Here is a 25,941-nt window from a genome sequence, read left to right as displayed (position 1 = left end):
GGGTAATATACCGGGCATGAGCCAGGTCCAGACGATGTGGAACACGACCAGCCGACTGCCGCTCGGCGACCGGGTCTTCTCGCTGCTGTTCGCGCAGAAGGCGCCGTACTTCGCCTCGATCCGGCCCCGGTTCACGGTGATCGAGCCGAACCACGTCGAGCTGCTGATCCCCAAGCGCCGCCGGGTGCACAACCACCTCAAGACCGTGCACGCGATCGCGCTGTGCAACGGTCTCGAGGCGGCCATGGGGGCGCTCGCCGAGGTGACGATCCCCGCGGACAAGCGGTGGATCCCCAAGGGGATGGAGGTCTCCTACACGGCGAAGGCGACCGGCGACGTCACGTGCGTCGCCGAGACCGATCCCGAGCAGTGGACGGCGGAGAACCCCGATCTCCCCGTCCGCGTCCGGGGTCAGCTCGCGGACGGGACCGTGGTGATCGAGGGCGTCATCCGGTTGTGGGTCACCCCTCGGCGCTGACCGCCGTCAGGAAGATCGGGTTCGTCAGCGCCACCATCGGGCTGATCGACGAGGTGCCGCGGCGGACCTCCGCGCGCACGAACGGCGTACCGCCCGGAACCATCGCGTCCAGGGTGATCGTGCCGTCGACCGCGGTGGCCGTGCCGAAGCTCGTGAGCCCGGGGCCGAGCAGCGTGGCGGTGCAGTCCGGGACACCGGAGACGTCGAGGTGCACCGCGACCTGCTGGCCCGGGTCGCTGGGCACGCGGTCGCCGCACTGGCCGCTGACGTCCTCGAGGGTCGCGGTGAAGTGCAGGTCGACCGCGGACGACTCGGCGATCCAGGAGTGCCCGCCGCGGTAGCCGGCGATGATGGCGGCGGCCGACAGCCCTTCGGCGCGGACCACGGTCTGCGCCCGCCCGATGGCGTTGCTCTCCCGGTGGGTGTCGGAGTTGCCGACCGCCGGCTTGAACGTGCCGGCGGTGAGCAGCTCGTGCCAGCGCCGGAGCGCCGCCTGGTTGGTGGCGGCGTTCGTGCCGCTCCACGGGCCGTTCCACACCTCGATGGCGTCCATCGCGGCGAACGTGGGCTCGAAGTCCCATCGGATGGAGGGGACCGGGACGTTGGGGTGCGCGGCGATCGCGATGCCACCCGCCTTGCGCACCTGCTGCGTGAACCGGGCGAGGTTCTCGTCGTCGGTGTAGCGCCAGTCGATCCAGGTCCCGGCCGGGATCCCTGTCGCCAGCCAGTGCCCGGCCCGTGTGGTGACCTCCTCGCCGGGGATCACCAGGAAGTCGTCCGGGACGTAGCGACCCCAGGTCTGGGTCGCCGAGCTGGTGTTGTGCTCGGACGTGCCGATGAAGTCGAGGCCGGCGGCCTTGGCGTAGCCGAGCACGTCGACCTGGGTCTGGGACCCGTCGGAGTGGACGGTGTGCACGTGCAGGTCGCCGCGGTACCAGCCCTGGCCGGTCCCCGTGACCTCGACGGGAGCGGGCGTCGGGACGAACGCCGTACCGGACTTGCCGAAGTGCAGCGTGATCGTCACCTCGTAGTCGACGCGCGAGATGACCTGGTACGGCCCCAGCGCGATCCGCCACCTGCCCGGCGTGATCGGTCCCGGCACGTAGCCGGGCGTGGCCGAGGTCTTGCTGAGCTTGAACGACGTACGCGCCCCGCCGGACCAGCCGCGGAACCCCTGAGCGTTGCCGAGGCCGTTCCCAGGCGGGTCGAAGATGCCGATGTCGATGACGTTCTGGCTGTAGCCCGGGCCGGGGACGGTCGGCGGGTAGGAGTACGACACCTCGATCTGGCGCACGCCCTTCGGCACCTGGAACGGCAGGTAGTGCCAGTCCTGGCTGTTGGTCGGGCCGAAGTGGCCCCGGAGGACCTTCCTCGTGCTCGAGCCGGCCGCGGCCGGTTCGAAGGTGGTCAGGGCGGCGGTGGTGGCGATGCCGGCGCCGGCGAGCAGCAGGGCGCGACGATCCAGGTGACGGTTGCTCATGAGGGCCACAGGATGACTCACCGCAGTGCGCGATGCGCGCCGATTGCCGCAAGCGTCAGCAAAACTCCACCGGCGACCGCGCGGCTCGGCAGCCGGCCCTTCGTCCGACGGCCCAGGAGTGCCTGGTTCGACTGGCTCGACAGGACCGACCCGTTGCTCTGGTGCGAGAACGCCGACCCGGTGCTCTGGTGGGAGAAGGCCGAGAGCGCCGACATGGAGGACGCGATCGACGCGGCGGACGCGAACGAGAACAGGCTGCCGGCCGAGGCGATGGATCCGGCGCTCCCGATCGACAGGATCGAGTCCTGCGAGCAGATCGACAGGATCGAGTTCTCCGAGCGCCACGACCAGATGTTCGCCATGTCGCGCAGCGTAACCAGAGTTCAGACGGCGCGGCCGCTGACCAGGTCGGGGCTCTCCATGATCGGCTTCTCGCCGACGTACTTGCGCTGCAGCCAGGTCGCGAGCGCCGCGAGCATGAGGTTGACGGTGATGTAGATGGCGGCGAGGACCACGGCGGTCTGGAACTGGTTGCCGAACTCGATCCAGATCTGACGCCCGACGGTCGTGAGCCCGGGGGCCAGGACGTAGAACCCGAGGCTGGTGTCCTTCAGCGCCACGATGCACTGGCTGATGATCGCCGGGATCATGATCTTCACCGCCTGGGGCAGCTGGATCGTCATCATCACCTGGGTCTTGCGCATGCCGAGCGCGTACGCCGCCTCCGCCTGTCCCTTCGGCACCGCCAGCACGCCCGCGCGGAAGATCTCGGCGAGCACCGACCCGTTGTAGAGCGTCAGGCCCACGACGACCGCCCAGTAGGACGGCAGGCTCGCCGGGCCGAAGAACAGGAACAGGATCAGCAGCAGCAGCGGCACCGCGCGGAAGAACTCGACCACCAGCCAGCAGGGCCACCGCAGGAGGCGGTGCACCGAGAGCTTGCCGACGCCCAGCGCGGCACCCACGAAGACGGCGAGCACGACGGCGAGTGCCGCCATCGCGAGCGTGTCGAGCAGGCCGCCCCACAGGACCTCGACGAACGCCGGGGTCACGAACGGCTCCCACAGCTCGTAGGCGAGCTCGCCCTGCTCGTTGAGGTACCAGACGAACCACACGGCCAGGCCGAGCAGGACCACCGCCGAGACGAGTGTGTAGACGCGGTGCCGGGCCCGGGTGCGCGGGCCGGGGGTGTCGTAGAGGACCGAGCTCACCGGGTCACCTCGCTACCCGCCAGCGGCGCTCGAGCCCGATCGCGCCGGCCGAGATCGCCTCGACGAGCACGATGTAGAGCGCGGCGAACACCAGGAAGATCGCGGTGTCGTCGGCGCTGTTGTTGGTGAAGTAGCGCATCCGCCCGGTCAGCTCCATCAGCCCGAACACCGCAGCGATGGAGGTGTTCTTGGTCATCGCGATCAGCACGCTCGCCATCGGCGGCACCACGGCGCGGAACGCCTGCGGCAGCACGACCGCGCTCATGGTCTGGGCGAACGTGAGGCCGATCGCGCGCGCGGCCTCGGCCTGGCCGAGCTGCACGGCGTTGACCCCCGAGCGGATCGCCTCGCAGACGAACGCCGACGTGTAGACGCTGACCGCGATCACGCCCTTCACCAGGAACGGGGTGCTCACGAACCAGCCCAGGTTGGGGGCCGCGACGAACACGAAGATGAAGACGATCAGCAGCGGGGTGTTCCGCACCAGGGTCACGTACGTCGTGGCCACGCCCCGGAGCAGCGCGATCGGACCGACCCGCATCGCCGCGAGGACCGTCCCGAGGACGAGCGAGCAGAGCCCGGACAGGACGGCCAGCTGGATGGTGAGCCAGAAGGCCTGGAGCACCAGGTCCCAGTTCTCCAGCATGTCGTCCATGCCCGGATCCCTCCTCGGTCAGCGGTGTGGTGCGTGGGTCAGTCGGCGGGGCACTCGTCCATCGCCGGCGGCTCAGGGGTGTCGACCCCGGACTGGCCGAGGGTGGCCTCGAAGGCCGCTGCCCAGGCGCCGTCCTCGTAGGCGTCCTCGATCGTGTCGGTGATCCACTCGCACATCTCCGGGTGGTCGAGCGAGTAGCCGACGCCGTACCGCTCCTCCGAGAACGGCTCGACGACCACCTTGAGCTGGTCGGGGTTCTGGGCGGCGTACCCGAGCAGGATCGCACCGTCGGTCGTCATCGCGTCCACGGTGCCGTTGAGCACCTGGTCGACGCACTCGGAGTACGTGTCGAAGCCTCGCGGCTTGGCGCCCTCGGCCTCGATGTTCTCCAGGGACGTGGAGCCGGTCACCGAGCAGACCTCGGTGCCCTTGACGTCGTCGAGGCTGTCGATGTCGCTGTCGGAGCGGACCAGCAGCTGCTGGCCGGTGACGTAGTACGGCCCGGCCTGGCCGACGACGGCGCGGCGCTCGTCGGTGATGGAGTACGACGCGATGACCAGGTCGACCTGGCCGCCTTGGATGAACGGCTCGCGGTTGTCGGAGATGGTCTCCTTCCACGTGATGTCCTCCGGCGCGATCCCGAGGTCGGCGGCGAGGATCTTGCCGATCTCCGGGTCGAGACCCTGGGGCATCGAGTCGGTCGCACCCTTGAACCCGATGCCCGGCTGGTCGAACTTCACGCCGATCACGACCTTGCCGGAGTCGGCGAGCTCCTTCATCCGGGTGCCGTCGTCGAAGTCGTCCGCGGCGCCCTCGGCGACGTCGACGTCGGTGCCGCTGTCGTCGTCGTCTCCCGCGTCGCCGCACGCGGCGAGTGCCGCAGCCAGGACGAGGGCGACCGCAGCTGCCTGGGCCCTCCTGATGTGTCGCATGTCTTCTCCTCTTCCGAGTAAGGGTGAAGCGCTGACGGTCAGTGCTTGAGGATCTTGCCGAGGAAGTCTCGGGCGCGGTCGGTCCGCGGGTTGCTGAAGAACTCGTCGGGGGTGTTCTCCTCGACGACCACGCCGTCGGACATGAACAGCACGCGGTCGGCGGCGGTGCGGGCGAAGCCCATCTCGTGGGTGACGACGATCATCGTCATGCCGCGCTGGGCGAGGTCGACCATGACGTCGAGGACCTCCTTGATCATCTCCGGGTCGAGGGCGGAGGTCGGCTCGTCGAACAGCATCACCTTGGGATCCATCGCCAGCGCGCGGGCGATCGCGACCCGCTGCTGCTGACCGCCGGAGAGCTGAGCGGGGTACTTGCCGGCCTGGCTGTCGACGCCGACTCGTCGCAGCAGCTCCATCGCCCGCTGCTCGGCGTCCTGCCGGCCGGTCTTCCGCACCTTGATGGGGCCGAGGGTGACGTTCTCGAGGACGGTCTTGTGCGCGAAGAGGTTGAAGCTCTGGAACACCATGCCGACGTCGGAGCGCAGCTCGGCCAACGCCTTGCCCTCCTGGGGGAGCGGTTGGCCGTCGAGCGTGATCGTCCCGCTGTCGACCGTCTCGAGCCGGTTGATGGCCCGGCACAGCGTGGACTTCCCCGAGCCGGACGGCCCGATCACCACCACGACCTCCCCCCGGCGCACCGTGAGGTTGATGTCCTGGAGGACGTGCAGCTCGCCGAACCACTTGTCCACGTGGTCGAGCACCACGAGCGCGTCAGCCGCCATGCACCAGGACACTAGTCCAGAGATGGCCCGTTCGGGCCATGCCGTGCCTGGGGTGCCGGAACCGTTACGAGATGGCGACCTTCAGGTGGGACCACACGTCAGGCCCCTCCCAGGCCTCCTGTCCGGGTGCGAGCACCCACTCCAGCCCGACCAGGCGGGGACAGTCGCACGTCAGCTCGGGGTCGGCGCCGAGCGCGGCGACGCCGGGGTCGACCTCGACCCGGAAGATGCTGGAGGCGCCGTCGTCCCCGCGATGCTCGACCCGGCGGACGAAGGCGGACCACGTCACCTGGAGCCCGACCTCCTCGGCGACCTCCCGCCGGACGGCGTCCGACGCTGACTCGCCGGGCTCGATGCCCCCGCCGGGCAGCGTGAGGTACTCCTCGCCCAGGTGACGGCCGCTGGCGTCCTTCGAGCGGTGTCGCACCATCAGGACCCGCCCCTCGCGCTCGATGATCGCGGCGACCCGTTCTCGCATGGCTGCAGTGTGCCTGGCTCGGTTGGGCCGGTCGCGGGCACCCGCCGTACCCTGGGACGGCTATGGCGAGCGCGTCCCGTACCTATGAGGTCCGCACCTACGGGTGCCAGATGAACGTCCACGACTCCGAGCGGCTCACCGGGCTGCTGGAGGACGCGGGGTACGTCGCCGCACCCGCCGACGAGCAGGCCGACGTGGTCGTGTTCAACACCTGCGCGGTGCGTGAGAACGCCGACAACAAGCTCTACGGCAACCTGTCGCACCTCGCGCCGGTCAAGGCCGCGAACCCCGGCATGCAGATCGCCGTCGGTGGCTGCCTGGCGCAGAAGGACCGGTCGACGATCACCGCGAAGGCGCCGTACGTCGACGTGGTCTTCGGCACCCACAACATCGGCTCGCTGCCGGTCCTGCTCGAGCGCGCCCGGGTGATGGAGGAGGCGCAGGTCGAGATCCTCGAGTCGCTCGAGGTCTTCCCGTCGACGCTGCCCACCAAGCGCGACTCGGCGTACGCCGCCTGGGTGTCGGTGTCGGTCGGGTGCAACAACACGTGCACGTTCTGCATCGTCCCGAGCCTGCGCGGCAAGGAGAAGGACCGCCGCCCGGGCGAGATCCTCGCCGAGGTCGAGGCGCTGGTCGCCGAGGGCGTCTCGGAGATCACGCTGCTCGGCCAGAACGTCAACGCGTACGGCGTGGAGTTCGGCGACCGCCAGGCGTTCTCGAAGCTGCTGCGCGCCTGCGGCGACATCGAGGGCCTGGAGCGGGTCCGCTTCACGAGCCCGCACCCGGCCGAGTTCACCGACGACGTGATCGAGGCGATGGCCGAGACCCACAACGTGATGCCGCAGCTGCACATGCCGCTGCAGTCCGGCTCCGACAAGGTGCTGAAGGACATGCGCCGGTCGTACCGCCAGGCGAAGTTCCTCGGGATCATCGAGCGGGTCCGCGCCGCGATGCCGGACGCCGCGATCACCACCGACATCATCGTCGGCTTCCCGGGCGAGACGGAGGAGGACTTCCAGGCGACGCTGGACGTCGTCCGCGAGGCGCGGTTCTCGAGCGCGTTCACGTTCCAGTACTCCAAGCGCCCCGGCACGCCCGCGGCCACGCTGCCCGACCAGATCGCGCCCGAGGTGGTCAAGGGCCGCTACGAGCGGCTGGCCGCGTTGGTCAACGAGGTCGCGTGGGAGGAGAACAAGCGCCTGGTCGGCCGCACGGTCGAGCTGATGGTCGCCGAGGGGCAGGGCCGCAAGGACACCGCCACCCAGCGGCTCTCCGGCCGGGGTCCGGACAACCGGCTCGTGCACTTCGCGCCGCCGTCGGGAGTGGAGGTGCGCCCCGGCGACATGGTGACCGTCGAGATCACCTACGCGGCGCCCCACCACCTGGTCGCGGACGGCGACGTGATCGACGTACGCCGTACTCGCTCCGGCGACGCCTGGGAGGCGCGGACCTCCGCCCCGGCGCCGGCTGGAGTCTCCCTGGGCATGCCGGCGATCGGCGTGCCCGCCCCACTACCGGAGGTCGACGCCTGTGCCCGCTGACGCACCCACCATCCTCGCGACCTCGGGAGGTGCAGGAGCTCACGAGCGCCTGCGCTGGGGCGTCGCGCCCCTGACCGACCTCGCCGTCGAGCTGTCCGGCGTCAGCGGCCGGGCTCCGAAGGTGACCTTCCTCGGCACGGCGTGCGGCGACGACGCAGGACTGATCCGCGACTTCTACAACGCGGCGCAGGACCGGGGATTTCACGCCTCGCACCTGCAGCTCTTCACCATGCCCAACGTCGAGGACATCACCGCGCACCTGCTCGAGCAGGACGTCGTGTGGGTCTGGGGCGGCAGCGTCGCCGGGCTCCTCGCGATGTGGCGGCTGCACGGCGTCGACGAGGCCATGCGGTCCGCCTGGGAGGCCGGTGTGGTGCTGACCGGCGTCTCGGCCGGCTCCCTCTGCTGGCACGTCGGCGGGACGACCGACTCCTTCGGCCCGCAGCTGCGGCCGATCACCAACGGCCTCGGGTTCCTGCCGTGGTCCAACGGGGTCCACTACGACAACGAGCTGCAGCGGCGTCCGCTCTTCCAGTCCCTCGTCGCCGACGGCACGCTGCCCGCGGGCTACGCCACCGACGACGGGGCGGGCCTGCTCTATCGCGGCACCGAGATGGTCGGCGCGTACGCCGAGCTCGACGGCGCCGGCGCGTACTTCGTCGAGCGCGGACCGGACGGCGCCGCCGTCGAGACCGAGCTCGAGGTCACCCGCCTGCGCTGAGGTTCATCCACAGCTCCCGAGAAGCGCCTTGCCCGGCGCGTCCGTGGGGTCGAGGCTTCTCGCCTTCACACCTCATCTCGGGAGAGGAACACCCTTCATGCGCTCGATCCCTGTCGCGACCGCCGTCCTCGGCGTCGTCGCAGCCCTGCTGACCACCGCTGCCCCCACGACCGCGACCACCGGCTTCGACGCCCGCGCCAGCCTGTCCGGCCAGCGGACCTGCGCGAAGACCGCCACGACCGGCGTCACCCGGCGCACAGTGGTCCTCGACAACTCCCGGTCCGCGCACCGCGTGCAGTTCAAGGTCGTTCGCGTCGGTGACCACCTCGCCCAGCACAAGGTCTACGTGTGGGTCCCGGCTCACCGGACGAGGTCGGTCGTCGTCTCCGTCCCGCAGCGCACCACCGCCTCGGTGCGCGTCCGCGTCCCGGAGATGGGCGGCCGGGCCCTGCGGCTCTCCGCGACCGTCTCGGCGCTCCGCTCCTGCTACGTCGCGACCGTCGCGCCGAAGGCGGCCTTCGGCGGCGTCTCCTGCCACCACGGCGACTCGATCGCCCAGATCGTGCTCGACAACCGAGCCACCAGCGACGAGAAGGTCGACTACACCGTCGCGTCGTCGTACGGCGACTCGACGGCGACGTTCACCGTCCGGCCCGCCTCGGTGGCCAACTACTACCTGCCGGTGCCCGCCGGGCGGTCGACCCGCGTCAGCGTGACCGCAGCCGGTCAGCGGGTGCTCTCGACCGACATCGCGGCCGCCGGCTGCCGGTAGCGGTGGCGGTGGATCCGAGACAGGACTCGCCCTTCCTCAACCACCGTTCGAGCGGGGGTCCTTGCTCGGGTAGCCCGCCTTGGGCGGGATGCCGGTCGGGTTCTCTTCCACGCTGCCGGGCGCCTGCTCGGGCGGGGGGTCCTCGTCCGCCGCGCGGTGCTTGGGCGAGGTGTCGCGGACTCCGTCGTCGCCGTGCTGGTTGGAGTTGGAGGCGCGGAGCTCCTCGTGCGGGTTCGTCTCCGGGTTGAGCTCGCTCATGCCGGCGACTCCTCGGTCTCGTCGTGCTCCTCGTCCCGCGTCGCCTTGGTCGAGGTGTCCTCGCCCTCCTCGACCTCGTCCATCATCGGATCGGGGACCTTCTCGGCGATCGACGGGTTGCTGCTGACCGGGGGATCGGGGATCGCGCGGTCGCCGTTCTCGGGAAGCGCGTCGACGCCGCCGGGGTTGGGCTCGCCGGGCTCGATCTCGGGCTCGGGCATCGGGCCGAGGTCGTCGTCGGACGTCATGGTCGCCTCCTCAGAAGCCAAAGGTGGAGTACGCCGTGGCCGTACCCGTTCGCAACCCGTCCAACACGGCACGCTCGTGCGGCACCACCGGGTCCGGCAGCGCGTCGAGCGCCCACCACCGGAGCTCGGCGGCCTTCTCGGTCTCGACGATGCGGGGCTCCCCGGCCCAGGAGCGGGCGGTGAAGAAGAAGTCGATCCGCTCGTCGATCGGCTCGCCGCCCCGCGTGCGCTGCATCGCGGTGACGAACGTCAGCTCGACGTCGGTCACGCCGAGCTCCTCGAGCGCCTCGCGGTGCGCGGCGTCGTACGCCGTCTCGCCCTTCTCCACGTGGCCCGCCGCGGCCGCGGCCCAGTGGTCGTCCATGTAGCCGGTGTTCTGTCGCAGCTGCAGCAGCACCTCCGGGCCGGTGTCGCCGTCGCGCATCAGCAGCACGTAGGACGCCGGCACGACGACGAAGCGACCGTGGGTCACTCCGCGGGCTCCTCGTCGGTGTCGAGGTCGTGGGGAGTCGCCTCCGGCTCGCCGAACTCGTTGTAGTGGGTGCCGGTGTCCTCGGAGTCCGCACCGGGCTCGGTGCCGTCGAACTCCTCCTCGTCCGGCTCCTCCTCCGGCTGGATGTCTTCAGTCAGGTCGAACTCGCTCATCACGCACCTCCTGCGTCGTCGGACGGCTCGTCGAGCGACGTCTCGGCGTTCTCCTCCTGGCCGTCACGCGCCGGACCCTCCGGGTCACGCTCGTCGTGGTGGGGCTCGGGCGGCGTCGGTGTCTCGCTCATGTTTGCCAAACTAACCACATGCCACCCAACCCACACGCGCCGGTGGTGGCCGTGGTGGGTGCGACCGCTTCCGGCAAGACCGGTCTCTCGCTCGACCTCGCCGAGCGCCTCGACGGCGAGATCGTGAACACCGACGCGATGCAGGTCTACCGCGGCATGGACATCGGCACGGCGAAGCTCCCCGAGGCCGAGCGGCGCGGCATCCCGCACCACCTGCTCGACACCCTCACCGTCCGCGACCCTGCGACCGTCGCGGAGTTCCAGGGCTGGGCGCGCGCGGAGATCGCGGAGATCCGGGGCCGCGGCCGGACGCCGGTGCTGGTCGGGGGCTCGGCGCTGTACACCCGCGCGATCCTGGACCGCTTCGAGTTCCCCGGGACCGACGACGCCGTACGCCGTCGTCTCGAGGAGGAGCTCGCCGCGGTCGGGCCTGCGGCCCTGCACGCCCGGCTCCGTGAGCTGGACCCGGAGGCGGCCGGTCGGATCCTCGTCGAGAACGGGCGGCGCACCGTCCGGGCGCTCGAGGTCATCGAGCTCACCGGCCGGCCGTTCACCGCGTCGTTGCCGACGATGGAGTACGTCGACCCGCGCACGGTCCAGATCGGCGTCGACATCGACCGGCCGACGCTGGACGCGCGGATCGAGCAGCGCGTCGACCGGATGTTCGCCGACGGGTTCGTCGCCGAGGTCGAGCGGCTGCTGGCCGAGGGCCTCGCCGAAGGCCGCACCGCCGGGCGGGCGATCGGCTACCGCGAGGTCGCGGCGTACCTCGGCGGCGAGCTCAGCCTCGACGAGGCCCGCGAGCGCACGGTGATCGCAACCCGGAGGTTCTCCCGTAAGCAGGACTCGTGGTTCCGCAAGGACCCGCGGATCACCTGGATCCGGTACGACGACCCGGAGCTGCTCGACAAGGCGCTGGCGGCGGTGCCGGCATGAGGCGCTGGCTGGTCGTCGGCCTGCTTCTCGTGTCGGCGTGCGGCGTCGAGGTCGAGGAGGAGGTCGTGGCCACGCCCAGGGCGGTCGGGCCGCTCGGGCCGCCGATGGCGTCGAGCGGCTCCTTGGTCACCGCCGTCGGCGGCGAGATCGTCGCCTGCGAGGGGTGGGGCGGCGGCGACTGCGACACCGTCTACGACATCGGCTCGGTCACCAAGCAGTTCACGGCGGCCGCGATCGTCGAGCTGCAGTCGATGGGACGGCTGGACGTCCGCGACCGGATTGGCCGCCACCTCGACGGCGTACCGCCCGACATGCGGTCGATCACGATCCAGCAGCTCCTGACGCACACGTCCGGACTCGTCGGCTCGCTCGGTGACGACTACGAACCGCTGTCGCGAGACGACCTCCTCCGCGAGGCCTTCGCGTCCGACCTGCGGTCGGCGCCCGGCACGCGTTACCTCTACTCCAACGTCGGCTACACCCTGCTGGCCGCGATCATCGAGTCGGCGTCGGGCGAGGGCTACGAGCAGTTCCTGGCACGCCACCTCTTCGAGCCGGCCGAGATGACGAGAACCGGCTACGTGCTGCCGGACTGGGAGAGCGCCGACGTCGCGGTGGAGTACGACGCCCGTGGCCGCGCCCACGGGACGCCGCTCGACCACCCGTGGGCCGAGGACGGGCCGTACTGGAACCTCCGCGGCAACGGCGGCATCCTCTCGACGGCGCGCGACATGTTCCGCTGGAGCCGGGCCCTCGACGGCGACGAGCTCAGAGAGCTGTTCCGTCCTCGCGTCCGCGAGGGCGCCCACGCGGACACCTGGTACGGCTACGGCTGGGTCGTCCTCGACAGCCCCGTCGGCCGGGTCCAGTGGCACAACGGCGGCAACGGCTTGTCGTACGCCGAGGTCACCCGCACCCCCGCCGAGGACGCGTTCGTCTTCTGGGTCACCAACCGCAGCCGCGGCCCGGGCTGGAACCTGGAGCGCAACGGCCTCACCAACGCGCTGGTTTCGAGGCTCGCTTCGCTCGCACCTCAACCACCGCTCTGAGCAAGATCGGTCGGGTGGTTTCGAGGCTCGCTTCGCTCGCACCTCAACCACCGCCTCCCGGTGGTTGAGGTGCGAGGAGCGCCAGCGACGAGCCTCGAAACCACCTGAGCAAGATCGGTCGGGCGGCCGAGGGCGGTTCCCCGCCAGACTGAGGACATGACGGGGATGGACAGGCTGCGCGAGCTGCTCGACGCGGTGCTCGACGAGCAGCACCGCACGCTCGACGAGATGGCCGAGGGCGCGTTCGTGTCGCCGTTCCACTTCACCCGCCAGCTGTCCGCCGGCGCCGGCGAGCCGCCGGTCGCGATGCGGCGGCGGGTGATGCTCGAGCGGGCGGCCTGGCAGCTGCGCCACGGCAGCAGCGTCACCGATGCGGCGTTCGCGGCCGGCTACGAGTCCGTCGAGGGCTTCGCCCGCGCCTTCGCCCGGGCCTACGGCCACCCGCCGAGCGAGCGCACCGACGGTGGCCACTGGCTGCCGGCGCCCAACGGCATCCACTTCCACCCGCCCATGTCGCTGTGGGTCCACACCGGGGAGAGCACGATGAGCCAGCCACTGGAGCTGATGGTCCACCACGACCTCGACGACACCCGCTACGTCATCGACCTGGCCAAGCAGCTGTCCGAGGACGACTACCGCCGCGAGGTGCGCACCCGCGTGCACGGCTGGGAGGGCGAGGAGGCCAGCGTGGCCGCCGTCCTCACCAGCCTGGTGTTCACGAAGGAGGTGTGGCTGGCCGCGATCCTCGGCGAGGACTTCCCCGACGGCCGGCCCGACGACGTGGTGGCGCTGCAGCGTCGGCACGACGACGTCGCCCCGCGCTGGCTGGAGATGGTGCGCGACGTCGAGCGCCGCGGCGCCTGGGACGACCGGATCGTCGACGCGCTCTGCGACCCGCCGGAGAGCTTCGTGCTCGGCAGCATCGTCGCGCACGTCCTGTCGTACGACGCGCACCGTCGGCTCGGCGTCCGCGCGATGCTCACCGAGCTCGGGGCGGAACCCGACGAGGGCGACCCGATCAACTGGCTGCGACGGCGTACGGAGGCCACCGCGTGAAGACGACGTTCTACACCGCGACCACGCTCGACGGCTTCATCGCCGACGAGCACGACTCCCTCGAGTGGCTGTTCGTGCAGCCGCAGGACGAGGGCGGGCCGATGAACTACGACGACTTCATCAAGGACGTCGGCGCGATGGCGATGGGCGCGACGACGTACGAGTGGCTCGTGGACCACCTGGCGAAGACCGGTGAGAAGTGGATGTACGAGATCCCGTGCTGGGTGTTCACCCACCGCGACCTCGAGCCGATCGGTGACGAGATCACGTTCACGTCGGCACCGGTGCCGGAGGTGCACGCCGCGATGGCCGCGGCGGCCGGGGGCAAGGACCTGTGGATGGTCGGCGGCGGCGACCTCGCCGCCCAGCTCGCCGAGCACGGACTGCTCGACGAGCTCGTGCTGTCCATCGCGCCGGTGACCCTCGGCGCCGGGCGCCCGCTGTTCCCGCGGCGCTGGAGCTTCGAGCTGCAGGAGCTCGACCGCAACGGCGCGTTCCTGTGCGCGCGCTACGCGGTTTCCGGCCCGCTCTGAGCGGGCACCGACCGGTATGCGCCGCCTCGCGATCGCCGTACCGCTCGCCCTGCTCGCCACCCTCCTGGCCACGCCGGCGCACGCCGACCCCGGACCCCTCAAGGTCCCCACCCGTCAGGGGTACGGCGGCGCGGTCACCTCGGTCGACCCCTACGCGTCCCGCGTCGGGCTGCGGGTGCTGAAGGCCGGTGGCAACGCCGTGGACGCCGCGGTCGCGACCGCCGCCGCGCTCGGGGTCACCGAGCCGTTCAGCGCCGGCATCGGCGGTGGCGGCTACTTCGTCTACTACGACGCCGAGACCGGGAAGGTCCGCACGATCGACGGCCGCGAGACCGCACCGGCCGCGATGCCGCGCGACGCGTTCATCGACCCCGAGACGGGCGAGCCGTACAACTTCTCGCCGGAGCTGGTCACCAGCGGCGTCTCGGTCGGCGTGCCCGGCACCCTCGCGACCTGGCAGCGCGCGCTGCGCCGGTGGGGCACGCTCCCGCTCGACCGGGCGCTCGCGCCCGCCGAGGTGCTGGCCCGCCGCGGCTTCCGCGTGGACGCGACGTTCCGCGGCCAGGTGAAGCAGAACCTCGAGCGGTTCCGGGCGTTCACCTCCACCCGCGCGCTCTACGGCCGGCTCCCGAAGGTCGGCTCGCTGTTCCGCAACCCCGACCTCGCCGACACCTACGACCTGATCGCCGACCACGGCCCGCGCCGCTTCTACGACGGCGCCCTCGCTCGCGAGATGGTGCGCGCCGTACGTCGGCCGCCGACCACGAGCAGCACGCAGCTGCCGGTGCCCAAGGGCTTCCTGGCGGTCGGTGACCTGCGCGGCTACCGCACCATCGACCGGGCGCCCACGCACGTCGAATACCGCGGTCTCGACGTCTACGGCATGGCGCCGTCCTCGTCGGGCGGCTCCACGGTCGGCGAGGCGCTCAACATCCTCGAGAACCACGACCTCGCGGGCGCCACGCCCGAGCAGGCGCTGCACCTCTACCTCGAGGCGAGCGCGCTCTCCTTCGCCGACCGCGGCGCGTACGTCGGCGACCCGGACTTCGTCGACGTGCCGCTGGACACCCTGCTGAGCGACGAGTACGCCGCCGAGCGCGACGAGCTGATCGACCCCGGGAGCGCGATGACCAAGCCGGTCGGTGCGGGCGACATCCCGGACACGGAGAACGTCGAGACCACGAACCTCACGGTCGCCGACAGGTGGGGCAACGTCGTCGAGTACACGCTCACCATCGAGCAGACCGGCGGCTCGGGCATCGTGGTCCCCGGGCGCGGCTTCCTGCTCAACAACGAGCTCACCGACTTCAGCCCGGTCTACGACGAGGCCGACCCCAACCGGATCGAGCCGGGCAAGCGGCCCCGCTCCTCGATGTCGCCGACGATCGTGCTCCGCGACGGCAAGCCGTTCGTCGCGGTCGGCTCGCCCGGCGGCTCCACGATCATCACGACGGTGCTGCAGATCCTGCTCAACCGGATCGACCTCGGCATGACGCTCCCGCAGGCGCTGCGCGCGCCCCGGGCCACGCAGCGCAACACGGCCGCCGTGCTCGCGGAGCCGGGCTTCGTCGACCGGTACGCCGAGGCGCTGGAGGCGCTCGGACACGACGTGCAGACCTACGAGGACATCTTCACCGGCACCCAGGAGATCGGTGCGGCGACCGGGATCGAGTTCGGACCGGGCCGCCTGTTGACGTCGGTCGCCGAGCGTGACCGCCGTGGCGGAGGCTCGGCGCTCGTGGTGCGACCTCGCTAGCATCGGGTCATGAAGGCGGCTGACGTCTACGAGCTCTCGGTCGAGCGGCACCTGCACCGGTGGACCCGTCCGCTGCACGTCGTCGGCGCGCTGACCGAGGCGCTGCTGTTCGGCAGGTCCCATCCGCCCTCGGCCGGTGACCTCGTCGTCCGTCGGAAGGCCGACCACCAGGTGGTGGTGCGGTTCGCCGACGACCATGCCACCTACTTCGAGGTGGAGAACCAGCTCGCCACGATGAGCGCGGTGGAATTCCAGGAGGCCTGGGGCATCACCGCCGGTACCGTTGAGGCGTGACGACCGCGCCCGCCTGGACCGAGATCACCACCGTCGACGAGCTCGTCGACCTGCTCGGCGAGCCGATCCCACGGGTGCGTGACAAGGACCGGCCCGCGCTGCTGCCGGTCGACCGGGACTGGCTGGCGGCGTCGCCGTTCTGCGTGCTGGCCACGGCGTCGGCCGACGGCCGCTGCGACGCCTCGCCGAAGGGCGACCCGGCCGGCCAGCTGGTGCACGTCATCGACGACACGACCATCGCGCTCGCGGAGCGTCCGGGCAACAAGCGGGCCGACGGCTACAAGAACATCATCGAGAACCCGTTCGTCGGGCTGAACTTCCTCATCCCCGGCCGTGGCGACACGCTGCGCATCAACGGCCGGGCCCGGCTCGTCGCCGACGCGCCGTTCTTCGACGAGATGGTGGTCAAGCGCCACCGGCCGGTGCTCGCGGTCGTCGTCGAGATCGAGGAGATCTTCTTCCACTGCGCGAAGGCGTTCCTGCGCTCCGGGATCTGGAAGCCGGAGACGTGGGACCCGGACGGCGTGGTGCCGCGGCGCGCGGTGCTCGCCCACGAGGTCGAGCCGAGCGGGATGACGCTCGAGCAGCTCGACGAGTACTACAAGCCGGAGAACTACGAGAGGGGGATGTATGCCTGAGTACCCCTTCCTCAAGGGCCACGGCACCGAGAACGACTTCGTGCTGCTGCCCGACCACGACGGCAGCATCCACGGTGACCTGTCCGCCGACCGCGTCCGCGCGCTGTGCGACCGGCGCGCCGGCATCGGCGGGGACGGGGTGCTGCGCGTCGTACGCCGCGGCGACGGCTGGTTCATGGACTACCGCAACTCCGACGGCTCGATCTCGGAGATGTGCGGCAACGGGATCCGCGTGTTCGCGCGCTACCTCGTCGACGAGGGCCTGGCGACCTCGCCGATCCCGGTCGAGACCCGCGACGGCGTCAAGGTGCTCACCGTCGACGGCGACCTGATCACCGCGGACATGGGCACCCCGAAGGTGCTGGGTGAGAGCAAGGTCGGCGTCCCGGGACACACCTGGGTCGCGCGGCACGTCGACATGGGCAACCCGCACGCGGTCGCGTTCGTCGACTCGCTCGACGACGCCGGGACCCTGCTCGAGGCGCCCGAGCACGACGACGACACCTACCCCGACGGCGTCAACGTCGAGTTCGTCGTACGCCGGGGCGAGCGGCACGTCGCGATGCGCGTGCACGAGCGCGGCTCGGGCGAGACCCGCTCCTGCGGCACCGGCGCCTGCGCGGTGATGGTGGCCGCGGCGGTCGCCGACGGCAACGGGCCGGGCTCGGCGTACCAGGTGGACGTGCCGGGCGGCACGCTCACCGTGACCTGGACCGAGGACGACCGGGTGCTGCTCACCGGCCCGGCCGTGATCGTCGCCCGGGGCACGACCTCGCTGTAGCCGGAGACCAGCACGCTGACAGTCGAACTGTGAGCATGGCTATGCTCCGAGCCATGGACATCAACGGAGCCAGTGCCATCGTCACGGGCGCAGCGTCGGGCATCGGCGCCGCCGCCGCCCGTCAGCTCGCCGCGAAGGGGGCGATCGTCGTGGTCGCCGACCTCCAGGCCGACAAGGGCGAGGCCCTTGCGAAGGAGATCGGGGGCGTCTTCGCCCAGGTCGACGTCACCCAGACCGACCAGATCACCGCCGCGGTGAACGCCGCCGCCGAGATCGCGCCGCTGCGCGCGGTGGTGAACTCCGCCGGCATCGGCTGGGCGCAGCGCACCATCGGCCGCGACGGCCAGATCGAGTCCGCCCACGACCTCGCCGCGTTCACGCGCGTGATCGCGATCAACCTGATCGGCACGTTCGACGTGGTCCGCCAGGCCGCGTCCGTGATGAGCCGCAACGAGCCCGACGCCGACGGCCAGCGCGGCGCGATCGTGAACCTCGCGAGCGTTGCGGCGTTCGACGGCCAGATCGGCCAGGCGTCGTACTCCGCCTCCAAGGGCGGTGTCGTCGGCATGACCCTCCCGGTTGCCCGCGACCTGTCCGCCTCGGGCATCCGCCTCAACACCGTCGCGCCCGGCCTCATCGACACCCCGATCTACGGCGAGGGCCCGGACTCCGAGGCCTTCAAGGCCAAGCTCGGTGAGAGCGTGCTGTTCCCGAAGCGTCTCGGCGTGCCGGACGAGCTGGCCAGCATGGTCGTCGAGTGCATCACCAACAGCTACATGAACGCCGAGGTGATCCGGGTCGACGGCGGCATCCGGATGCCTCCCAAGTAGCCGCCGGGATCGGGTCGTCCGCCTCAGGAGTGGCTATAGCCCCGTGAGAGGCGGACGACCCGATCCACCTCAGGCCCGGCGACCCATCCGGGCCAACAGCTTCGTCTGCCGGTCGGCGTCCTCCGGGGCGTCGACCGGCTGCTTGAAGACGCCCTCGTCGTAGGCGTGCTCGCCGAACCCCACGAACGCCTGCTCCATCGCGTCCATGTCGGCGTCGGTGAACGTCGTCGGCTGGCCCGAGGCCGAGCCCAGGTCCCAGCCGTGGACGACCAGGTCGAAGCCGTAGAAGTCGTCGAGGGTCGCGCCGATCGTGGTGCGGCCGAAGAAGCCGTCGTACTCCCGCGCGCGCAGGTCGTCGGTGACGCGATCGCGTACGGCGGACAGGTGCGCCGACCAGATGGTGTCGGGCGAGCCCTCCGGACGCGCCCCCAGCTCGGCGCCGTGGGTCTCGAGGAACTGGCGCTCGGTGTCGACGACGTGGTCGACGACGTCGGCGGCGGTCCAGCCCTCGCACGGGCTGGCGGCGGACCAGTCGGGGGTCGCGGAGACGGTGGCGGAGAAGCGGTCGGCTGCGTCGTCGAAGAAGGTCATGGCGCCAGCATCCGTCGCGCGATGTCGGCGGGGCTTGTAAGAATCCGACACATGACCCGGCGGATCGACCCGACTCCCGGACAGGTGGCAGAGCGCGCGCACCTGCTCGACGCGAGCGGGTACACGCCGCCGATCCACCGGTTCGCGCCGTCGCCGGAGCTCGCGCCGCTGGTGCGCCGCTACTGGATGCCGGTCTGGTCGCTGCCCGACGGGCACACCTCGGTGCAGCGGGTGCTGCAGTACCCCGTCTGCCTGATCGTGGTCTCCCACGAGTACGCCCTGCTCGTCGGCCCGACCAGCGGGCTGTCCAGCCAGGAGCTCACCGGCACCGGCTGGGCGCTCGGCACGATGCTCCAGCCCGCTGCCGGAGTCGCGCTGGTCGGCGGCTCCGTGGATGCCCTCACCGACAAGGCCGTCCCGCTCCCCGACGAGGCGCTCACCGCCGCGATCCGCGCCGCGATCGGAGACGACCCCGACGACCCGGACCGCCAGCAGGCCGGTGTCGATGCCGTCGAGCGCGCGCTCGACGCGCACCTGCCGGTGGACGAGGAGGGTCTGCTGGTCAACGCGATCGTCGAGTACGTCGAGGGCGACACCGAGGTGCACCGGGTCGGCCAGATCTGCGAGAAGTTCGCGATCACCGAGCGCACCCTGCAGCGGCTGACGGCCCGGCGGATCGGGCTCTCCCCGAAGTGGCTGATCCAGCGGCGTCGCCTGCACGAGGCGGCCGAACGGCTGCGCGAGAGCGATCGGGACCTCGCCCGGATCGCCGCCGACCTCGGCTACACCGACCAGGCCCACTTCGGCCGCGACTTCCGCACGGTCACCGGGCTCACGCCGGGGGAGTTCGCGGCGGAACCCACTCGCTGAGGTCGACCACGACGTCCGCCCGGCGGGCCGCCTCCTCGATCCGCGCGGCGTTCGCCTCGTCGACCCGGGCGACCCAGGCCCGCGCCTGCGCAGGGTTCTTGCCGAACGCGACGTGCCGCGCCACCAGTCGCTCGATGCGGACCGCGTCGTCGACGACCAGGTGCCACACCACGTCGAGCTGCGCGCGCACCGCGCTCCAGCGGGGCTGGTTGAGCAGCAGGTAGTTGCCCTCGGTCACGACCGTCCCGGTCGCGGGCACGGGGATCGCGCCGGCCAGCGGCTGCTCGAGGCCGCGGTCGAACATCGGCGCGACCACGTTCCACTCGCACGCCTTGACCCGCCGGAGCAGGGCGGCGTACCCCTCCGCGTCGAACGTGTCCGGGGACCCCTTCGAGTGCAGCAGCCGGCGCCGCTCGAGCTCGACGTCCGCGTAGTGGAAGCCGTCCATGGGGATCACCGGGAGGCCGAGCGCGGCCGCGAGCGTGCTCTTGCCGACCCCGGGCGAGCCGGTGATGCCGAGCAGCCGGATGTCTGCAGGGACGGGAGGGATCACGCGGACACGGTACGGGTACCGCGACCTCATGAGGGTGGTCGTCACGGGAGCCAGCGGCAACGTCGGGTCGGCGCTGGTGCGCGCCCTGCGGGCGTCGGACCACGACGTCGTCGGGGTCGTACGCCGGCCGCCGCCTTCCGGGACGCCGGGCTGGGCGGGCGTCGCGTGGGTGGTCGCCGACCTCTCGACCGACTGCCATGCGCGGCTCGTCGACGCGTTCCGCGGGGCCGACGCGGTCGTGCACCTGGTGTGGGGGTTCCAGCCCACGCACGACGTGACCTACCTCCACGAGGTCGGCGTCGGTGGCACCCGGAGGGTGCTGGCCGCGGCTGCCGACGCGGGCGTGCCGCACGTGGTGCACCAGTCGTCGCTGGGCGCCTACGCGCCGCGCCGCGACCTGCAGGCGGTCGACGAGTCCTGGCCGACGACCGGGATCGCCGGGTCGCCGTACAGCCGGCACAAGGTGGAGGGCGAGCGGCTCGTCGAGGAGTTCGCCCGCCGGCACCCCGACGTGGTCGTCACCGTGACCCGGCCCGGGATCGTCGCGCAGCACTCGGCCGGCAGCGGCCAGCTGCGCTACTTCCTGCCGACGGTGGTGCCGCCCGCGGTGCTCCGCTGGCTGCCCCTGCTGCCGCTGGACGAGGACGTCGTGATCCCGGTCGTGCACGCCGACGACCTCGCGGCCGCGATCACCGCGATCGTCGAGAAGCGTGCCGGCGGTCCCTTCAACCTCGCGGCCGAGGCGCTCGGCGCGGACGCGATCGCCGAGGTGCTCGGCGCCCGCCGGGTGCCGGTGCCGCCGGCGCTGCTGCGGTCGGCGGCCGCGGTCAGCTGGCACCTGCACCTCCAGCCGGTCGACGCGGGCTGGGTCGACATGGCCCACCAGGTGCCGGTGCTCGACTCGAGCCGCGCCCACGTCGAGCTCGGGTGGCGCCCGGCGTACGACGGCACCGCGGCGCTCGCGGAAGCGGTCGCCGGCATGGTCGCGACCGGCCACGACCAGACCGCGGTGCTGCGCCGCCGCACGATCGCGGACGGGCTGGTGCGCGCGGTGCGTGAGGGTCCGGTCGCCCGGCGGCGTCTGCCGTGACGTTAAGGGTTCGCGCTGGTCAGGAGCGCGAACGTACTCTGGTGGACGTATGAGTAACGCACCTGACTTCCATCTCGACGACGAGCTCGAGGCCACCGACGACTGGGACGACCCCGAGGACGGGGAGGAGTTCGAGTCCGGACTCAGTGACTCCTGGCCAGACGAGCCCGACCCCGAGGACCTCACCACCGGTGAGCTGGACCTGGCCGAGCGCCACCAGCTGCGCCGGGTCGCCAGCCTGCGCACCGAGCTCGAGGACATCACCGAGGTCGAGTACCGCCAGCTCCGCCTGGAGCGCGTGGTGCTCGTCGGCGTGTGGACCGAGGGCACCGTCGAGGACGCCGAGAACTCCATGGCCGAGCTCGCGCTGCTCGCCGAGACCGCCGGCTCAGAGGTCCTCGACGCGATCTACCAGCGTCGGCAGTCGCCGGACCCGGCCACCTACATCGGGCGCGGCAAGGTCGAGGGCCTGGCCGAGATCGTCAAGGCCAGTGGCGCGGACACCGTGATCTGCGACGGCGAGCTGGCGCCCAGCCAGCTGAGGAACCTCGAGGACCGCACGAAGGTCAAGGTCGTCGACCGGACCGCGCTGATCCTCGACATCTTCGCCCAGCACGCGAAGTCCAAGGAGGGCCAGGCGCAGGTCGAGCTGGCCCAGCTGAACTACATGAAGCAGCGCCTGCGCGGGTGGGGTGGCAACCTCTCCCGCCAGGTCGGCGGCCGGGTCGCCGGCGGCGCCGGCATCGGTGGCCGTGGTCCCGGTGAGACCAAGATCGAGACCGACCGACGCCGGATCAACACCAAGATCGCCAAGCTCCGCCGCGAGCTCAAGGAGATGAAGGGGACCCGGGACACCAAGCGCCAGGAGCGCCGTCGCAACCACATCCCCAGCGTCTCGATCGCCGGCTACACCAATGCCGGCAAGTCCTCGCTGCTGAACCGGCTCACCGACGCCGGCGTACTCGTCGAGGACGCGCTGTTCGCGACCCTCGACCCGACGACGCGGCGTACGACCACCGCTGACGGGCGGGTCTACACGATGAGCGACACCGTCGGCTTCGTGCGGCACCTGCCGCACCAGCTGGTCGAGGCGTTCCGCTCGACGCTGGAGGAGGTCGCCGACTCCGACCTGATCCTGCACGTGGTGGACGGGTCGCACCCCGACCCCGAGGGCCAGATCGCCGCGGTGCGCGAGGTGTTCTCGGAGATCGGCGTGGTCGATGTGCCCGAGCTCGTGATCATCAACAAGGCCGACGCCGCCGACCCGATGGTGATCGCCCGGCTCCGCCAGCGCGAGCCGCACTCGGTCGTCGTCTCGGCGAAGACCGGCGAGGGCATCGCCGAGGCGCTGAAGGTGATCGAGGGCGAGCTGCCGCGCCCGGGCGTCGAGTTCAAGGCGCTGCTGCCCTACGACCGCGGCGACCTGATCAACCGGCTGCACCAGCACGGCGAGATCGAGTCCATGGAGCACACCGGCGAGGGCACGATCGTCGTCGGTCGCGCCAACGAGGACCTCGCCGGCGAGCTCGAGGCGTACGCCGTCGGTTAATCGCCGCCCAGACGCTTGAGGTCGGCGAGGATCTCCTCGAGCCGGTACATCAGCGTCAGGTGTCCCTCGTCCTCGTACAGGTGCGTGGTCACGCCCGGGATGCGCCCGGCGAGCCAGCTGCCGTGGGAGTACGGCACGAACGCGTCCTGGCGGCCGTGCCACAGGGCGACCGGCACGCGGATGCTGGCCAGCTCGAAGCCCCACGGCTGCATCGCCGCCAGGCCGTCGTCGCGGACGCCCACCGCACCCTGCGTGGCCGCATGGTTGAAGGAGCGGCTCAGCCAGTTCGAGAAGTCGGCGGTCAGCACGGCGGCGTCGACCGGGGTGACCAGGCCGCCGAACGCCTCCTCCAGCTCGTCGGCGGACGTGTGCAGCATCGGCAGGGTGTGCTCGACGAGGTAGGCCTCGTAGACCTCCGGCCCGGCCTGGGCGGAGGTGTACTCCTCGTGGTTCTCCTCGGCCATCCCGTCGTACCAGTCGAGGCCGTCGGCATCGAACGGAGCCACCCCCGACACCGTCGCGGCGGCGCGGCAGCGCTGGGGGAGCAGGGCCGCGCAGCCCAGCGCGCGCGGTCCGCCGCCGGACCAGCCGAGCGTCAGGAAGTCGTCGACCCCCAGGTGGTCGAGGACGGCGACGGCGTCCGCGACGTCGTCCACGTAGGCGCCGGGGGCCGGGCGCGGGGTCGACCGGCCGTACCCGGGGCGGGAGTAGGTGACCAACCGCAGCCCGTTGCGCCGAGCCGCGTCGTCGAGCATCGGGAACTCCGCGACGGCCGACGGCGTACCTCCGTGGAACAGCAGCACCGGACCGTCGAGGGCGCCCTCGACGAGGACCTCGATGGTGCGTCCGGCGGGGCCGGCGACGAGCAGCCGAGTCATGTGCGGCAGTGTGTCAGGCATGTCGGACCGGTCGTGAAACGCCGGCGATTTCTTGCGGCTCCCGGGCGACTTTCCAAGATCGCCCTCGCGATCCGCGCTTCCCTCGCATCATGGTGGCGTGGTCCATCGGGGGGTCGCGAGCCCGGGCTCGCAGGCGTCGGTACGTCGGCGCACGGTCGTGCTCGGCGCGCTGCTGGCGTTCCTGATCGCCTCGCTGCTCGTCGTGCACGTCGCGAGCCGCGCCGGCGCCGGTGTGGACCGGTGCGACCGGTTCGCCTCCGACTCCCGCGACCGCGCCGCGACGGACACCGGGTCCGGTGCCCGGGTCGTGGTGATCGGCGACTCCTGGTCGGCCGGCCTCGGACTCGACCGGATCGCTGACTCCTGGCCGTCGCGCCTCGACGGCCGCGTGCACGTCGCCGGCTTCTCCGGCTCCGGCTTCAGCGCCGGGGCGGGTGCCTGCCGGCAGGTCTCGTTCGCCGTACGCGCTCCGGCCGCGCTGCGCGGCGGTGCCGACCTGGTCGTGGTCGAGGGCGGTCTGAACGACTTCGATGAGCCGGCGGCCGACATCAGCGCCGGGTTCGCCGACCTGATGCAGAGCCTCCAGGGTGAGCGCGTCGTCGTGGTCGGACCCGCTGCCGCGCCGGCCCGGGCCGACCGCGTGCCCCGGGTCGACGAGCTGCTCGCCGCGCTGGCTGAGGAGTACGGCGTGCCGTACGTGCGCACCTCCGGACTGGCGCTGCCGTACCTCGACGACCGGCTGCACCTCACGCCCGAGGGGCACGAGCAGTTCGGTGACTTCGTCGCTCAGCAGATCCGGGACCTGCCCGCGCTCTAGGATCTGCGCGTGCGTCATTCCCTCGCCGGCCGAGCCGAGAACGCCATGCAGGCCCGGCTGCTGGCCCAGCTGCGCGACGAGGGCGCGCTCTCGAAGGCCCAGCTCGCCGACCGGCTGGAGGTCTCGCGCACGACGGTCGCCGCCGAGGTGGGGCGCCTCGTGGAGCTCGGGCTGGCCCAGGAGGTCGGCCCGGCCGCCTCGCGCGGCGGCCGCCGCTCGACGCTGGTCGACCTGGCCGAGGACATCCGCTTCGTGGGCATCTCGATCGGGGCGACCGGCATGTCCGTCGGCGTCACCGACGGGCGGCTGTCGGTGCTCACCACCCGGCACCGCGACTGCGACATCCGGCAGGGCCCCGAGGTCGTGCTGGCCGTGGCGCTGGAGCTGGTCCGCGAGGTGCTGGACGAGGTCGGCGTCGACCGGCCGATGGGTGCAGGCGTCGGCGTACCCGGTCCGGTCGACTTCCACCGCGGCGTCTCCGTGTCGCCGCCGATCATGCCGGGCTGGGACGGCTACCCGGTGCGCGACGCGGTCTCGCGCGAGCTCGGCTGCCCGGTCGTGCTCGACAACGACGTCAACGTGCTGGCGGTGGGGGAGCAGCACGCGGGCGTGGCCAAGGGCGCGCGCGACTTCCTGTTCGTGAAGATCGGCACCGGCATCGGCTGCGGCATCGTCATCGACGGCGAGCTGTACCGCGGGGTCGACGGCTGCGCGGGCGACATCGGGCACATCCGGGTCGAGGACTTCGGCCCGACCTGCGCGTGCGGCAACACCGGCTGCCTCGAGGCGTTCTCCGGGGGCGCGGCGCTGGCGCGCGACGCCACCGCGGCCGCCCGGGCCGGCCGATCCCCGGCCCTCGCGGCGATCCTCGAGGAGAAGGGCGAGCTGACTGCCGCCGACGTCGGCCGCGCGGTCTCCCAGGGCGACGCCCAGGCGGTCCAGCTGATCCGCGAGAGCGGCCGCCACATCGGCCAGGTCCTCGCCGGCCTGGTGTCGTTCTTCAACCCCGGCCTGATCGTCATCGGCGGCCGGGTCACCGGCCTGGGCCACGCGCTGCTCGCCGAGGTCCGCGGCGTCACCTACCGGCGCTCCCTGCCGCTCGCCACCGGCAGCCTCCCGATCGTGCTCAGCGAGCTCGGCGACGAGGGCGGCGTCATCGGTGCGGCCCGGTTGATCAGCGAGTCGGTGTACGCGCCGTAGCGAGCGGGTCGATCCCGGTTCTCCGGGGATCGAACCATCCCGTCAATGGCCTCCGATTACCCAACTTTGTCCAATCACTTTTAAAAGTTTCACGCTCAGTTTGATTTCAATGGCGCGGAACGCTTGCTCTGGTGCGAGATCTGCGCCTACTTTGTGCGGCATCCCAA

General features: G+C 71.5%; 33 protein-coding genes. 18 read left to right on the top strand and 15 right to left on the bottom strand.

Translation table 11 applies throughout. The features are described 5' to 3' along the window. The first annotated feature begins 16 nt into the window (after positions 1-16). Positions 17-478, top strand: coding sequence for a hotdog fold domain-containing protein (locus ABD875_RS16360; RefSeq protein ID WP_345179986.1), 462 nt, complete (start codon positions 17-19; stop codon positions 476-478). On the opposite strand, the gene ABD875_RS16355 is transcribed toward ABD875_RS16360, so the two are convergent. From ABD875_RS16355 to ABD875_RS16325, 7 genes are all read right to left on the bottom strand, one after another. After that, on the bottom strand, positions 462-1,958 hold the full coding sequence (locus ABD875_RS16355) for a CehA/McbA family metallohydrolase (protein ID WP_345179982.1): 1,497 nt from the start codon (positions 1,956-1,958) through the stop codon (positions 462-464). The two genes, ABD875_RS16360 and ABD875_RS16355, sit on opposite strands and share 17 nt — an antisense overlap. A 17-nt stretch (positions 1,959-1,975) precedes the next feature. Then, positions 1,976-2,320 carry a hypothetical protein gene (locus ABD875_RS16350; RefSeq protein WP_345179978.1) on the bottom strand — a complete coding sequence of 115 codons (345 nt, stop codon included), beginning with the start codon at positions 2,318-2,320 and terminating at the stop codon, positions 1,976-1,978. A 21-nt stretch (positions 2,321-2,341) separates the two neighbouring features. Then, positions 2,342-3,169, bottom strand: coding sequence for an amino acid ABC transporter permease (locus ABD875_RS16345; protein ID WP_345179974.1), 828 nt, complete (start codon positions 3,167-3,169; stop codon positions 2,342-2,344). A 4-nt stretch (positions 3,170-3,173) separates the two neighbouring features. Next, positions 3,174-3,824, bottom strand: a complete 651-nt coding sequence (locus ABD875_RS16340) for an amino acid ABC transporter permease (protein ID WP_345179972.1) — start codon at positions 3,822-3,824, stop codon at positions 3,174-3,176. A gap of 38 nt (positions 3,825-3,862) precedes the next feature. Further along, positions 3,863-4,756: a glutamate ABC transporter substrate-binding protein gene (locus ABD875_RS16335; protein WP_345179969.1), complete on the bottom strand. Its 894-nt coding sequence runs from the start codon at positions 4,754-4,756 to the stop codon at positions 3,863-3,865. Positions 4,757-4,794: 38 nt separating this feature from the next. Next, positions 4,795-5,538 (bottom strand): amino acid ABC transporter ATP-binding protein, encoded by a 744-nt coding sequence (locus ABD875_RS16330; RefSeq protein WP_345179965.1) that lies wholly within the window; start codon positions 5,536-5,538, stop codon positions 4,795-4,797. Between the two features lie 64 nt (positions 5,539-5,602). Further along, positions 5,603-6,016 (bottom strand): NUDIX domain-containing protein, encoded by a 414-nt coding sequence (locus ABD875_RS16325; RefSeq protein ID WP_345179962.1) that lies wholly within the window; start codon positions 6,014-6,016, stop codon positions 5,603-5,605. Between the two features lie 62 nt (positions 6,017-6,078). Here ABD875_RS16325 and miaB point away from each other — a divergent pair, with 62 nt between their 5' ends. The 3 genes from miaB (at position 6,079) to ABD875_RS16310 (ending at position 9,050) form a co-directional block, all read left to right on the top strand. Further along, positions 6,079-7,557, top strand: coding sequence for a tRNA (N6-isopentenyl adenosine(37)-C2)-methylthiotransferase MiaB (gene miaB / locus ABD875_RS16320; protein ID WP_345179957.1), 1,479 nt, complete (start codon positions 6,079-6,081; stop codon positions 7,555-7,557). Beyond that, positions 7,547-8,278, top strand: a complete 732-nt coding sequence (locus tag ABD875_RS16315) for a Type 1 glutamine amidotransferase-like domain-containing protein (RefSeq protein WP_345179953.1) — start codon at positions 7,547-7,549, stop codon at positions 8,276-8,278. Before miaB ends, ABD875_RS16315 begins: the two co-directional genes overlap by 11 nt. A 97-nt stretch (positions 8,279-8,375) precedes the next feature. Next, positions 8,376-9,050, top strand: a complete 675-nt coding sequence (locus ABD875_RS16310) for a hypothetical protein (protein ID WP_345179950.1) — start codon at positions 8,376-8,378, stop codon at positions 9,048-9,050. 36 nt (positions 9,051-9,086) lie between these two features. Here ABD875_RS16310 and ABD875_RS16305 read toward each other — a convergent pair whose 3' ends face one another. From ABD875_RS16305 to ABD875_RS16285, 5 genes are read right to left on the bottom strand one after another with little or no spacing between them, the layout of a single operon-like run. Beyond that, positions 9,087-9,308, bottom strand: coding sequence for a hypothetical protein (locus ABD875_RS16305; protein WP_345179947.1), 222 nt, complete (start codon positions 9,306-9,308; stop codon positions 9,087-9,089). After that, the gene (locus tag ABD875_RS16300) at positions 9,305-9,556 is read right to left on the bottom strand and encodes a hypothetical protein (protein WP_345179944.1); all 252 of its coding nucleotides are present in this window, start codon (positions 9,554-9,556) and stop codon (positions 9,305-9,307) included. The genes ABD875_RS16305 and ABD875_RS16300 overlap by 4 nt, the downstream gene beginning before the upstream one ends. Positions 9,557-9,566: 10 nt before the next feature. Continuing rightward, positions 9,567-10,028 (bottom strand): NUDIX hydrolase, encoded by a 462-nt coding sequence (locus ABD875_RS16295; RefSeq protein WP_345179940.1) that lies wholly within the window; start codon positions 10,026-10,028, stop codon positions 9,567-9,569. Then, positions 10,025-10,201, bottom strand: coding sequence for a hypothetical protein (locus tag ABD875_RS16290; protein WP_345179936.1), 177 nt, complete (start codon positions 10,199-10,201; stop codon positions 10,025-10,027). Before ABD875_RS16290 ends, ABD875_RS16295 begins: the two co-directional genes overlap by 4 nt. Next, positions 10,201-10,332: a hypothetical protein gene (locus tag ABD875_RS16285; protein WP_345179932.1), complete on the bottom strand. Its 132-nt coding sequence runs from the start codon at positions 10,330-10,332 to the stop codon at positions 10,201-10,203. The genes ABD875_RS16290 and ABD875_RS16285 overlap by 1 nt, the downstream gene beginning before the upstream one ends. 18 nt (positions 10,333-10,350) lie before the next feature. Here ABD875_RS16285 and miaA point away from each other — a divergent pair, with 18 nt between their 5' ends. The 9 genes from miaA (at position 10,351) to ABD875_RS16240 (ending at position 18,205) form a co-directional block, all read left to right on the top strand. Then, the gene (gene miaA / locus ABD875_RS16280; protein ID WP_345179927.1) at positions 10,351-11,268 is read left to right on the top strand and encodes a tRNA (adenosine(37)-N6)-dimethylallyltransferase MiaA; all 918 of its coding nucleotides are present in this window, start codon (positions 10,351-10,353) and stop codon (positions 11,266-11,268) included. Further along, positions 11,265-12,317 (top strand): serine hydrolase domain-containing protein, encoded by a 1,053-nt coding sequence (locus ABD875_RS16275; RefSeq protein ID WP_345179921.1) that lies wholly within the window; start codon positions 11,265-11,267, stop codon positions 12,315-12,317. The genes miaA and ABD875_RS16275 overlap by 4 nt, the downstream gene beginning before the upstream one ends. A gap of 156 nt (positions 12,318-12,473) precedes the next feature. Then, a complete protein-coding gene (locus ABD875_RS16270; RefSeq protein ID WP_345179918.1) occupies positions 12,474-13,373 on the top strand; it encodes a helix-turn-helix domain-containing protein in 900 nt (299 codons plus the stop codon). Continuing rightward, positions 13,370-13,906: a dihydrofolate reductase family protein gene (locus ABD875_RS16265; protein WP_345179915.1), complete on the top strand. Its 537-nt coding sequence runs from the start codon at positions 13,370-13,372 to the stop codon at positions 13,904-13,906. The genes ABD875_RS16270 and ABD875_RS16265 overlap by 4 nt, the downstream gene beginning before the upstream one ends. 16 nt (positions 13,907-13,922) lie before the next feature. Beyond that, positions 13,923-15,662: a gamma-glutamyltransferase gene (gene ggt / locus ABD875_RS16260; protein ID WP_345179910.1), complete on the top strand. Its 1,740-nt coding sequence runs from the start codon at positions 13,923-13,925 to the stop codon at positions 15,660-15,662. Positions 15,663-15,671: 9 nt separating this feature from the next. Continuing rightward, positions 15,672-15,956, top strand: coding sequence for a hypothetical protein (locus ABD875_RS16255; protein WP_345179906.1), 285 nt, complete (start codon positions 15,672-15,674; stop codon positions 15,954-15,956). Next, positions 15,953-16,594: an MSMEG_1061 family FMN-dependent PPOX-type flavoprotein gene (locus tag ABD875_RS16250; protein ID WP_345179901.1), complete on the top strand. Its 642-nt coding sequence runs from the start codon at positions 15,953-15,955 to the stop codon at positions 16,592-16,594. Before ABD875_RS16255 ends, ABD875_RS16250 begins: the two co-directional genes overlap by 4 nt. Further along, positions 16,587-17,375 (top strand): diaminopimelate epimerase, encoded by a 789-nt coding sequence (gene dapF / locus ABD875_RS16245; protein WP_345179899.1) that lies wholly within the window; start codon positions 16,587-16,589, stop codon positions 17,373-17,375. Before ABD875_RS16250 ends, dapF begins: the two co-directional genes overlap by 8 nt. A 53-nt stretch (positions 17,376-17,428) precedes the next feature. Continuing rightward, positions 17,429-18,205 (top strand): SDR family NAD(P)-dependent oxidoreductase, encoded by a 777-nt coding sequence (locus ABD875_RS16240; RefSeq protein ID WP_345179893.1) that lies wholly within the window; start codon positions 17,429-17,431, stop codon positions 18,203-18,205. 69 nt (positions 18,206-18,274) lie between these two features. Here ABD875_RS16240 and ABD875_RS16235 read toward each other — a convergent pair whose 3' ends face one another. Then, on the bottom strand, positions 18,275-18,796 hold the full coding sequence (locus ABD875_RS16235; protein WP_345179890.1) for a maleylpyruvate isomerase family mycothiol-dependent enzyme: 522 nt from the start codon (positions 18,794-18,796) through the stop codon (positions 18,275-18,277). A 51-nt stretch (positions 18,797-18,847) separates the two neighbouring features. Here ABD875_RS16235 and ABD875_RS16230 point away from each other — a divergent pair, with 51 nt between their 5' ends. Continuing rightward, positions 18,848-19,666, top strand: coding sequence for an AraC family transcriptional regulator (locus tag ABD875_RS16230; RefSeq protein WP_345179887.1), 819 nt, complete (start codon positions 18,848-18,850; stop codon positions 19,664-19,666). Here ABD875_RS16230 and ABD875_RS16225 read toward each other — a convergent pair. Further along, the gene (locus ABD875_RS16225; RefSeq protein WP_345179885.1) at positions 19,629-20,219 is read right to left on the bottom strand and encodes a nucleoside/nucleotide kinase family protein; all 591 of its coding nucleotides are present in this window, start codon (positions 20,217-20,219) and stop codon (positions 19,629-19,631) included. The two genes, ABD875_RS16230 and ABD875_RS16225, sit on opposite strands and share 38 nt — an antisense overlap. Positions 20,220-20,247: 28 nt before the next feature. On the opposite strand from ABD875_RS16225, the gene ABD875_RS16220 reads away from it, so the two are divergent. Beyond that, positions 20,248-21,309, top strand: a complete 1,062-nt coding sequence (locus tag ABD875_RS16220; RefSeq protein WP_345179882.1) for an NAD-dependent epimerase/dehydratase family protein — start codon at positions 20,248-20,250, stop codon at positions 21,307-21,309. 49 nt (positions 21,310-21,358) lie between these two features. Then, complete coding sequence (gene hflX, locus ABD875_RS16215) at positions 21,359-22,858, top strand: GTPase HflX (protein ID WP_345179880.1); 1,500 nt, start codon at positions 21,359-21,361, stop codon at positions 22,856-22,858. Here hflX and ABD875_RS16210 read toward each other — a convergent pair. Continuing rightward, positions 22,855-23,736, bottom strand: coding sequence for an alpha/beta fold hydrolase (locus ABD875_RS16210; protein ID WP_345179878.1), 882 nt, complete (start codon positions 23,734-23,736; stop codon positions 22,855-22,857). The two genes, hflX and ABD875_RS16210, sit on opposite strands and share 4 nt — an antisense overlap. A 118-nt stretch (positions 23,737-23,854) precedes the next feature. Here ABD875_RS16210 and ABD875_RS16205 point away from each other — a divergent pair, with 118 nt between their 5' ends. Further along, the gene (locus ABD875_RS16205) at positions 23,855-24,574 is read left to right on the top strand and encodes an SGNH/GDSL hydrolase family protein (RefSeq protein ID WP_345179875.1); all 720 of its coding nucleotides are present in this window, start codon (positions 23,855-23,857) and stop codon (positions 24,572-24,574) included. A 9-nt stretch (positions 24,575-24,583) separates the two neighbouring features. Next, on the top strand, positions 24,584-25,774 hold the full coding sequence (locus ABD875_RS16200) for an ROK family transcriptional regulator (RefSeq protein ID WP_345179872.1): 1,191 nt from the start codon (positions 24,584-24,586) through the stop codon (positions 25,772-25,774). Positions 25,775-25,941: the final 167 nt, after the last annotated feature.

The organism is Nocardioides caricicola, from assembly GCF_039541135.1.
Lineage (GTDB): Bacteria > Actinomycetota > Actinomycetes > Propionibacteriales > Nocardioidaceae > Nocardioides > Nocardioides caricicola.
The sequence above is the reverse complement of the archived record's forward strand: the minus strand, read 5'-3'. Positions and strand labels throughout refer to the sequence as shown.

Excerpts from the sequence above, each read along its gene's own strand:
- ABD875_RS16360 (WP_345179986.1), top strand. The coding sequence starts at position 17 with ATGAGCCAGGTCCAGACGATGTGGAACACGACCAGCCGACTGCCGCTC.
- ABD875_RS16355 (WP_345179982.1), bottom strand. The coding sequence starts at position 1,958 with ATGAGCAACCGTCACCTGGATCGTCGCGCCCTGCTGCTCGCCGGCGCC.
- ABD875_RS16350 (WP_345179978.1), bottom strand. The coding sequence starts at position 2,320 with ATGGCGAACATCTGGTCGTGGCGCTCGGAGAACTCGATCCTGTCGATC.
- ABD875_RS16340 (WP_345179972.1), bottom strand. The coding sequence starts at position 3,824 with ATGGACGACATGCTGGAGAACTGGGACCTGGTGCTCCAGGCCTTCTGG.
- ABD875_RS16335 (WP_345179969.1), bottom strand. The coding sequence starts at position 4,756 with ATGCGACACATCAGGAGGGCCCAGGCAGCTGCGGTCGCCCTCGTCCTG.
- ABD875_RS16330 (WP_345179965.1), bottom strand. The coding sequence starts at position 5,538 with ATGGCGGCTGACGCGCTCGTGGTGCTCGACCACGTGGACAAGTGGTTC.
- ABD875_RS16325 (WP_345179962.1), bottom strand. The coding sequence starts at position 6,016 with ATGCGAGAACGGGTCGCCGCGATCATCGAGCGCGAGGGGCGGGTCCTG.
- miaB (WP_345179957.1), top strand. The coding sequence starts at position 6,079 with ATGGCGAGCGCGTCCCGTACCTATGAGGTCCGCACCTACGGGTGCCAG.
- ABD875_RS16310 (WP_345179950.1), top strand. The coding sequence starts at position 8,376 with ATGCGCTCGATCCCTGTCGCGACCGCCGTCCTCGGCGTCGTCGCAGCC.
- ABD875_RS16305 (WP_345179947.1), bottom strand. The coding sequence starts at position 9,308 with ATGAGCGAGCTCAACCCGGAGACGAACCCGCACGAGGAGCTCCGCGCC.
- ABD875_RS16300 (WP_345179944.1), bottom strand. The coding sequence starts at position 9,556 with ATGACGTCCGACGACGACCTCGGCCCGATGCCCGAGCCCGAGATCGAG.
- ABD875_RS16290 (WP_345179936.1), bottom strand. The coding sequence starts at position 10,201 with ATGAGCGAGTTCGACCTGACTGAAGACATCCAGCCGGAGGAGGAGCCG.
- ABD875_RS16285 (WP_345179932.1), bottom strand. The coding sequence starts at position 10,332 with ATGAGCGAGACACCGACGCCGCCCGAGCCCCACCACGACGAGCGTGAC.
- miaA (WP_345179927.1), top strand. The coding sequence starts at position 10,351 with ATGCCACCCAACCCACACGCGCCGGTGGTGGCCGTGGTGGGTGCGACC.
- ABD875_RS16275 (WP_345179921.1), top strand. The coding sequence starts at position 11,265 with ATGAGGCGCTGGCTGGTCGTCGGCCTGCTTCTCGTGTCGGCGTGCGGC.
- ABD875_RS16270 (WP_345179918.1), top strand. The coding sequence starts at position 12,474 with ATGACGGGGATGGACAGGCTGCGCGAGCTGCTCGACGCGGTGCTCGAC.
- ggt (WP_345179910.1), top strand. The coding sequence starts at position 13,923 with ATGCGCCGCCTCGCGATCGCCGTACCGCTCGCCCTGCTCGCCACCCTC.
- ABD875_RS16255 (WP_345179906.1), top strand. The coding sequence starts at position 15,672 with ATGAAGGCGGCTGACGTCTACGAGCTCTCGGTCGAGCGGCACCTGCAC.
- dapF (WP_345179899.1), top strand. The coding sequence starts at position 16,587 with ATGCCTGAGTACCCCTTCCTCAAGGGCCACGGCACCGAGAACGACTTC.
- ABD875_RS16240 (WP_345179893.1), top strand. The coding sequence starts at position 17,429 with ATGGACATCAACGGAGCCAGTGCCATCGTCACGGGCGCAGCGTCGGGC.
- ABD875_RS16235 (WP_345179890.1), bottom strand. The coding sequence starts at position 18,796 with ATGACCTTCTTCGACGACGCAGCCGACCGCTTCTCCGCCACCGTCTCC.
- ABD875_RS16230 (WP_345179887.1), top strand. The coding sequence starts at position 18,848 with ATGACCCGGCGGATCGACCCGACTCCCGGACAGGTGGCAGAGCGCGCG.
- ABD875_RS16220 (WP_345179882.1), top strand. The coding sequence starts at position 20,248 with ATGAGGGTGGTCGTCACGGGAGCCAGCGGCAACGTCGGGTCGGCGCTG.
- hflX (WP_345179880.1), top strand. The coding sequence starts at position 21,359 with ATGAGTAACGCACCTGACTTCCATCTCGACGACGAGCTCGAGGCCACC.
- ABD875_RS16210 (WP_345179878.1), bottom strand. The coding sequence starts at position 23,736 with ATGACTCGGCTGCTCGTCGCCGGCCCCGCCGGACGCACCATCGAGGTC.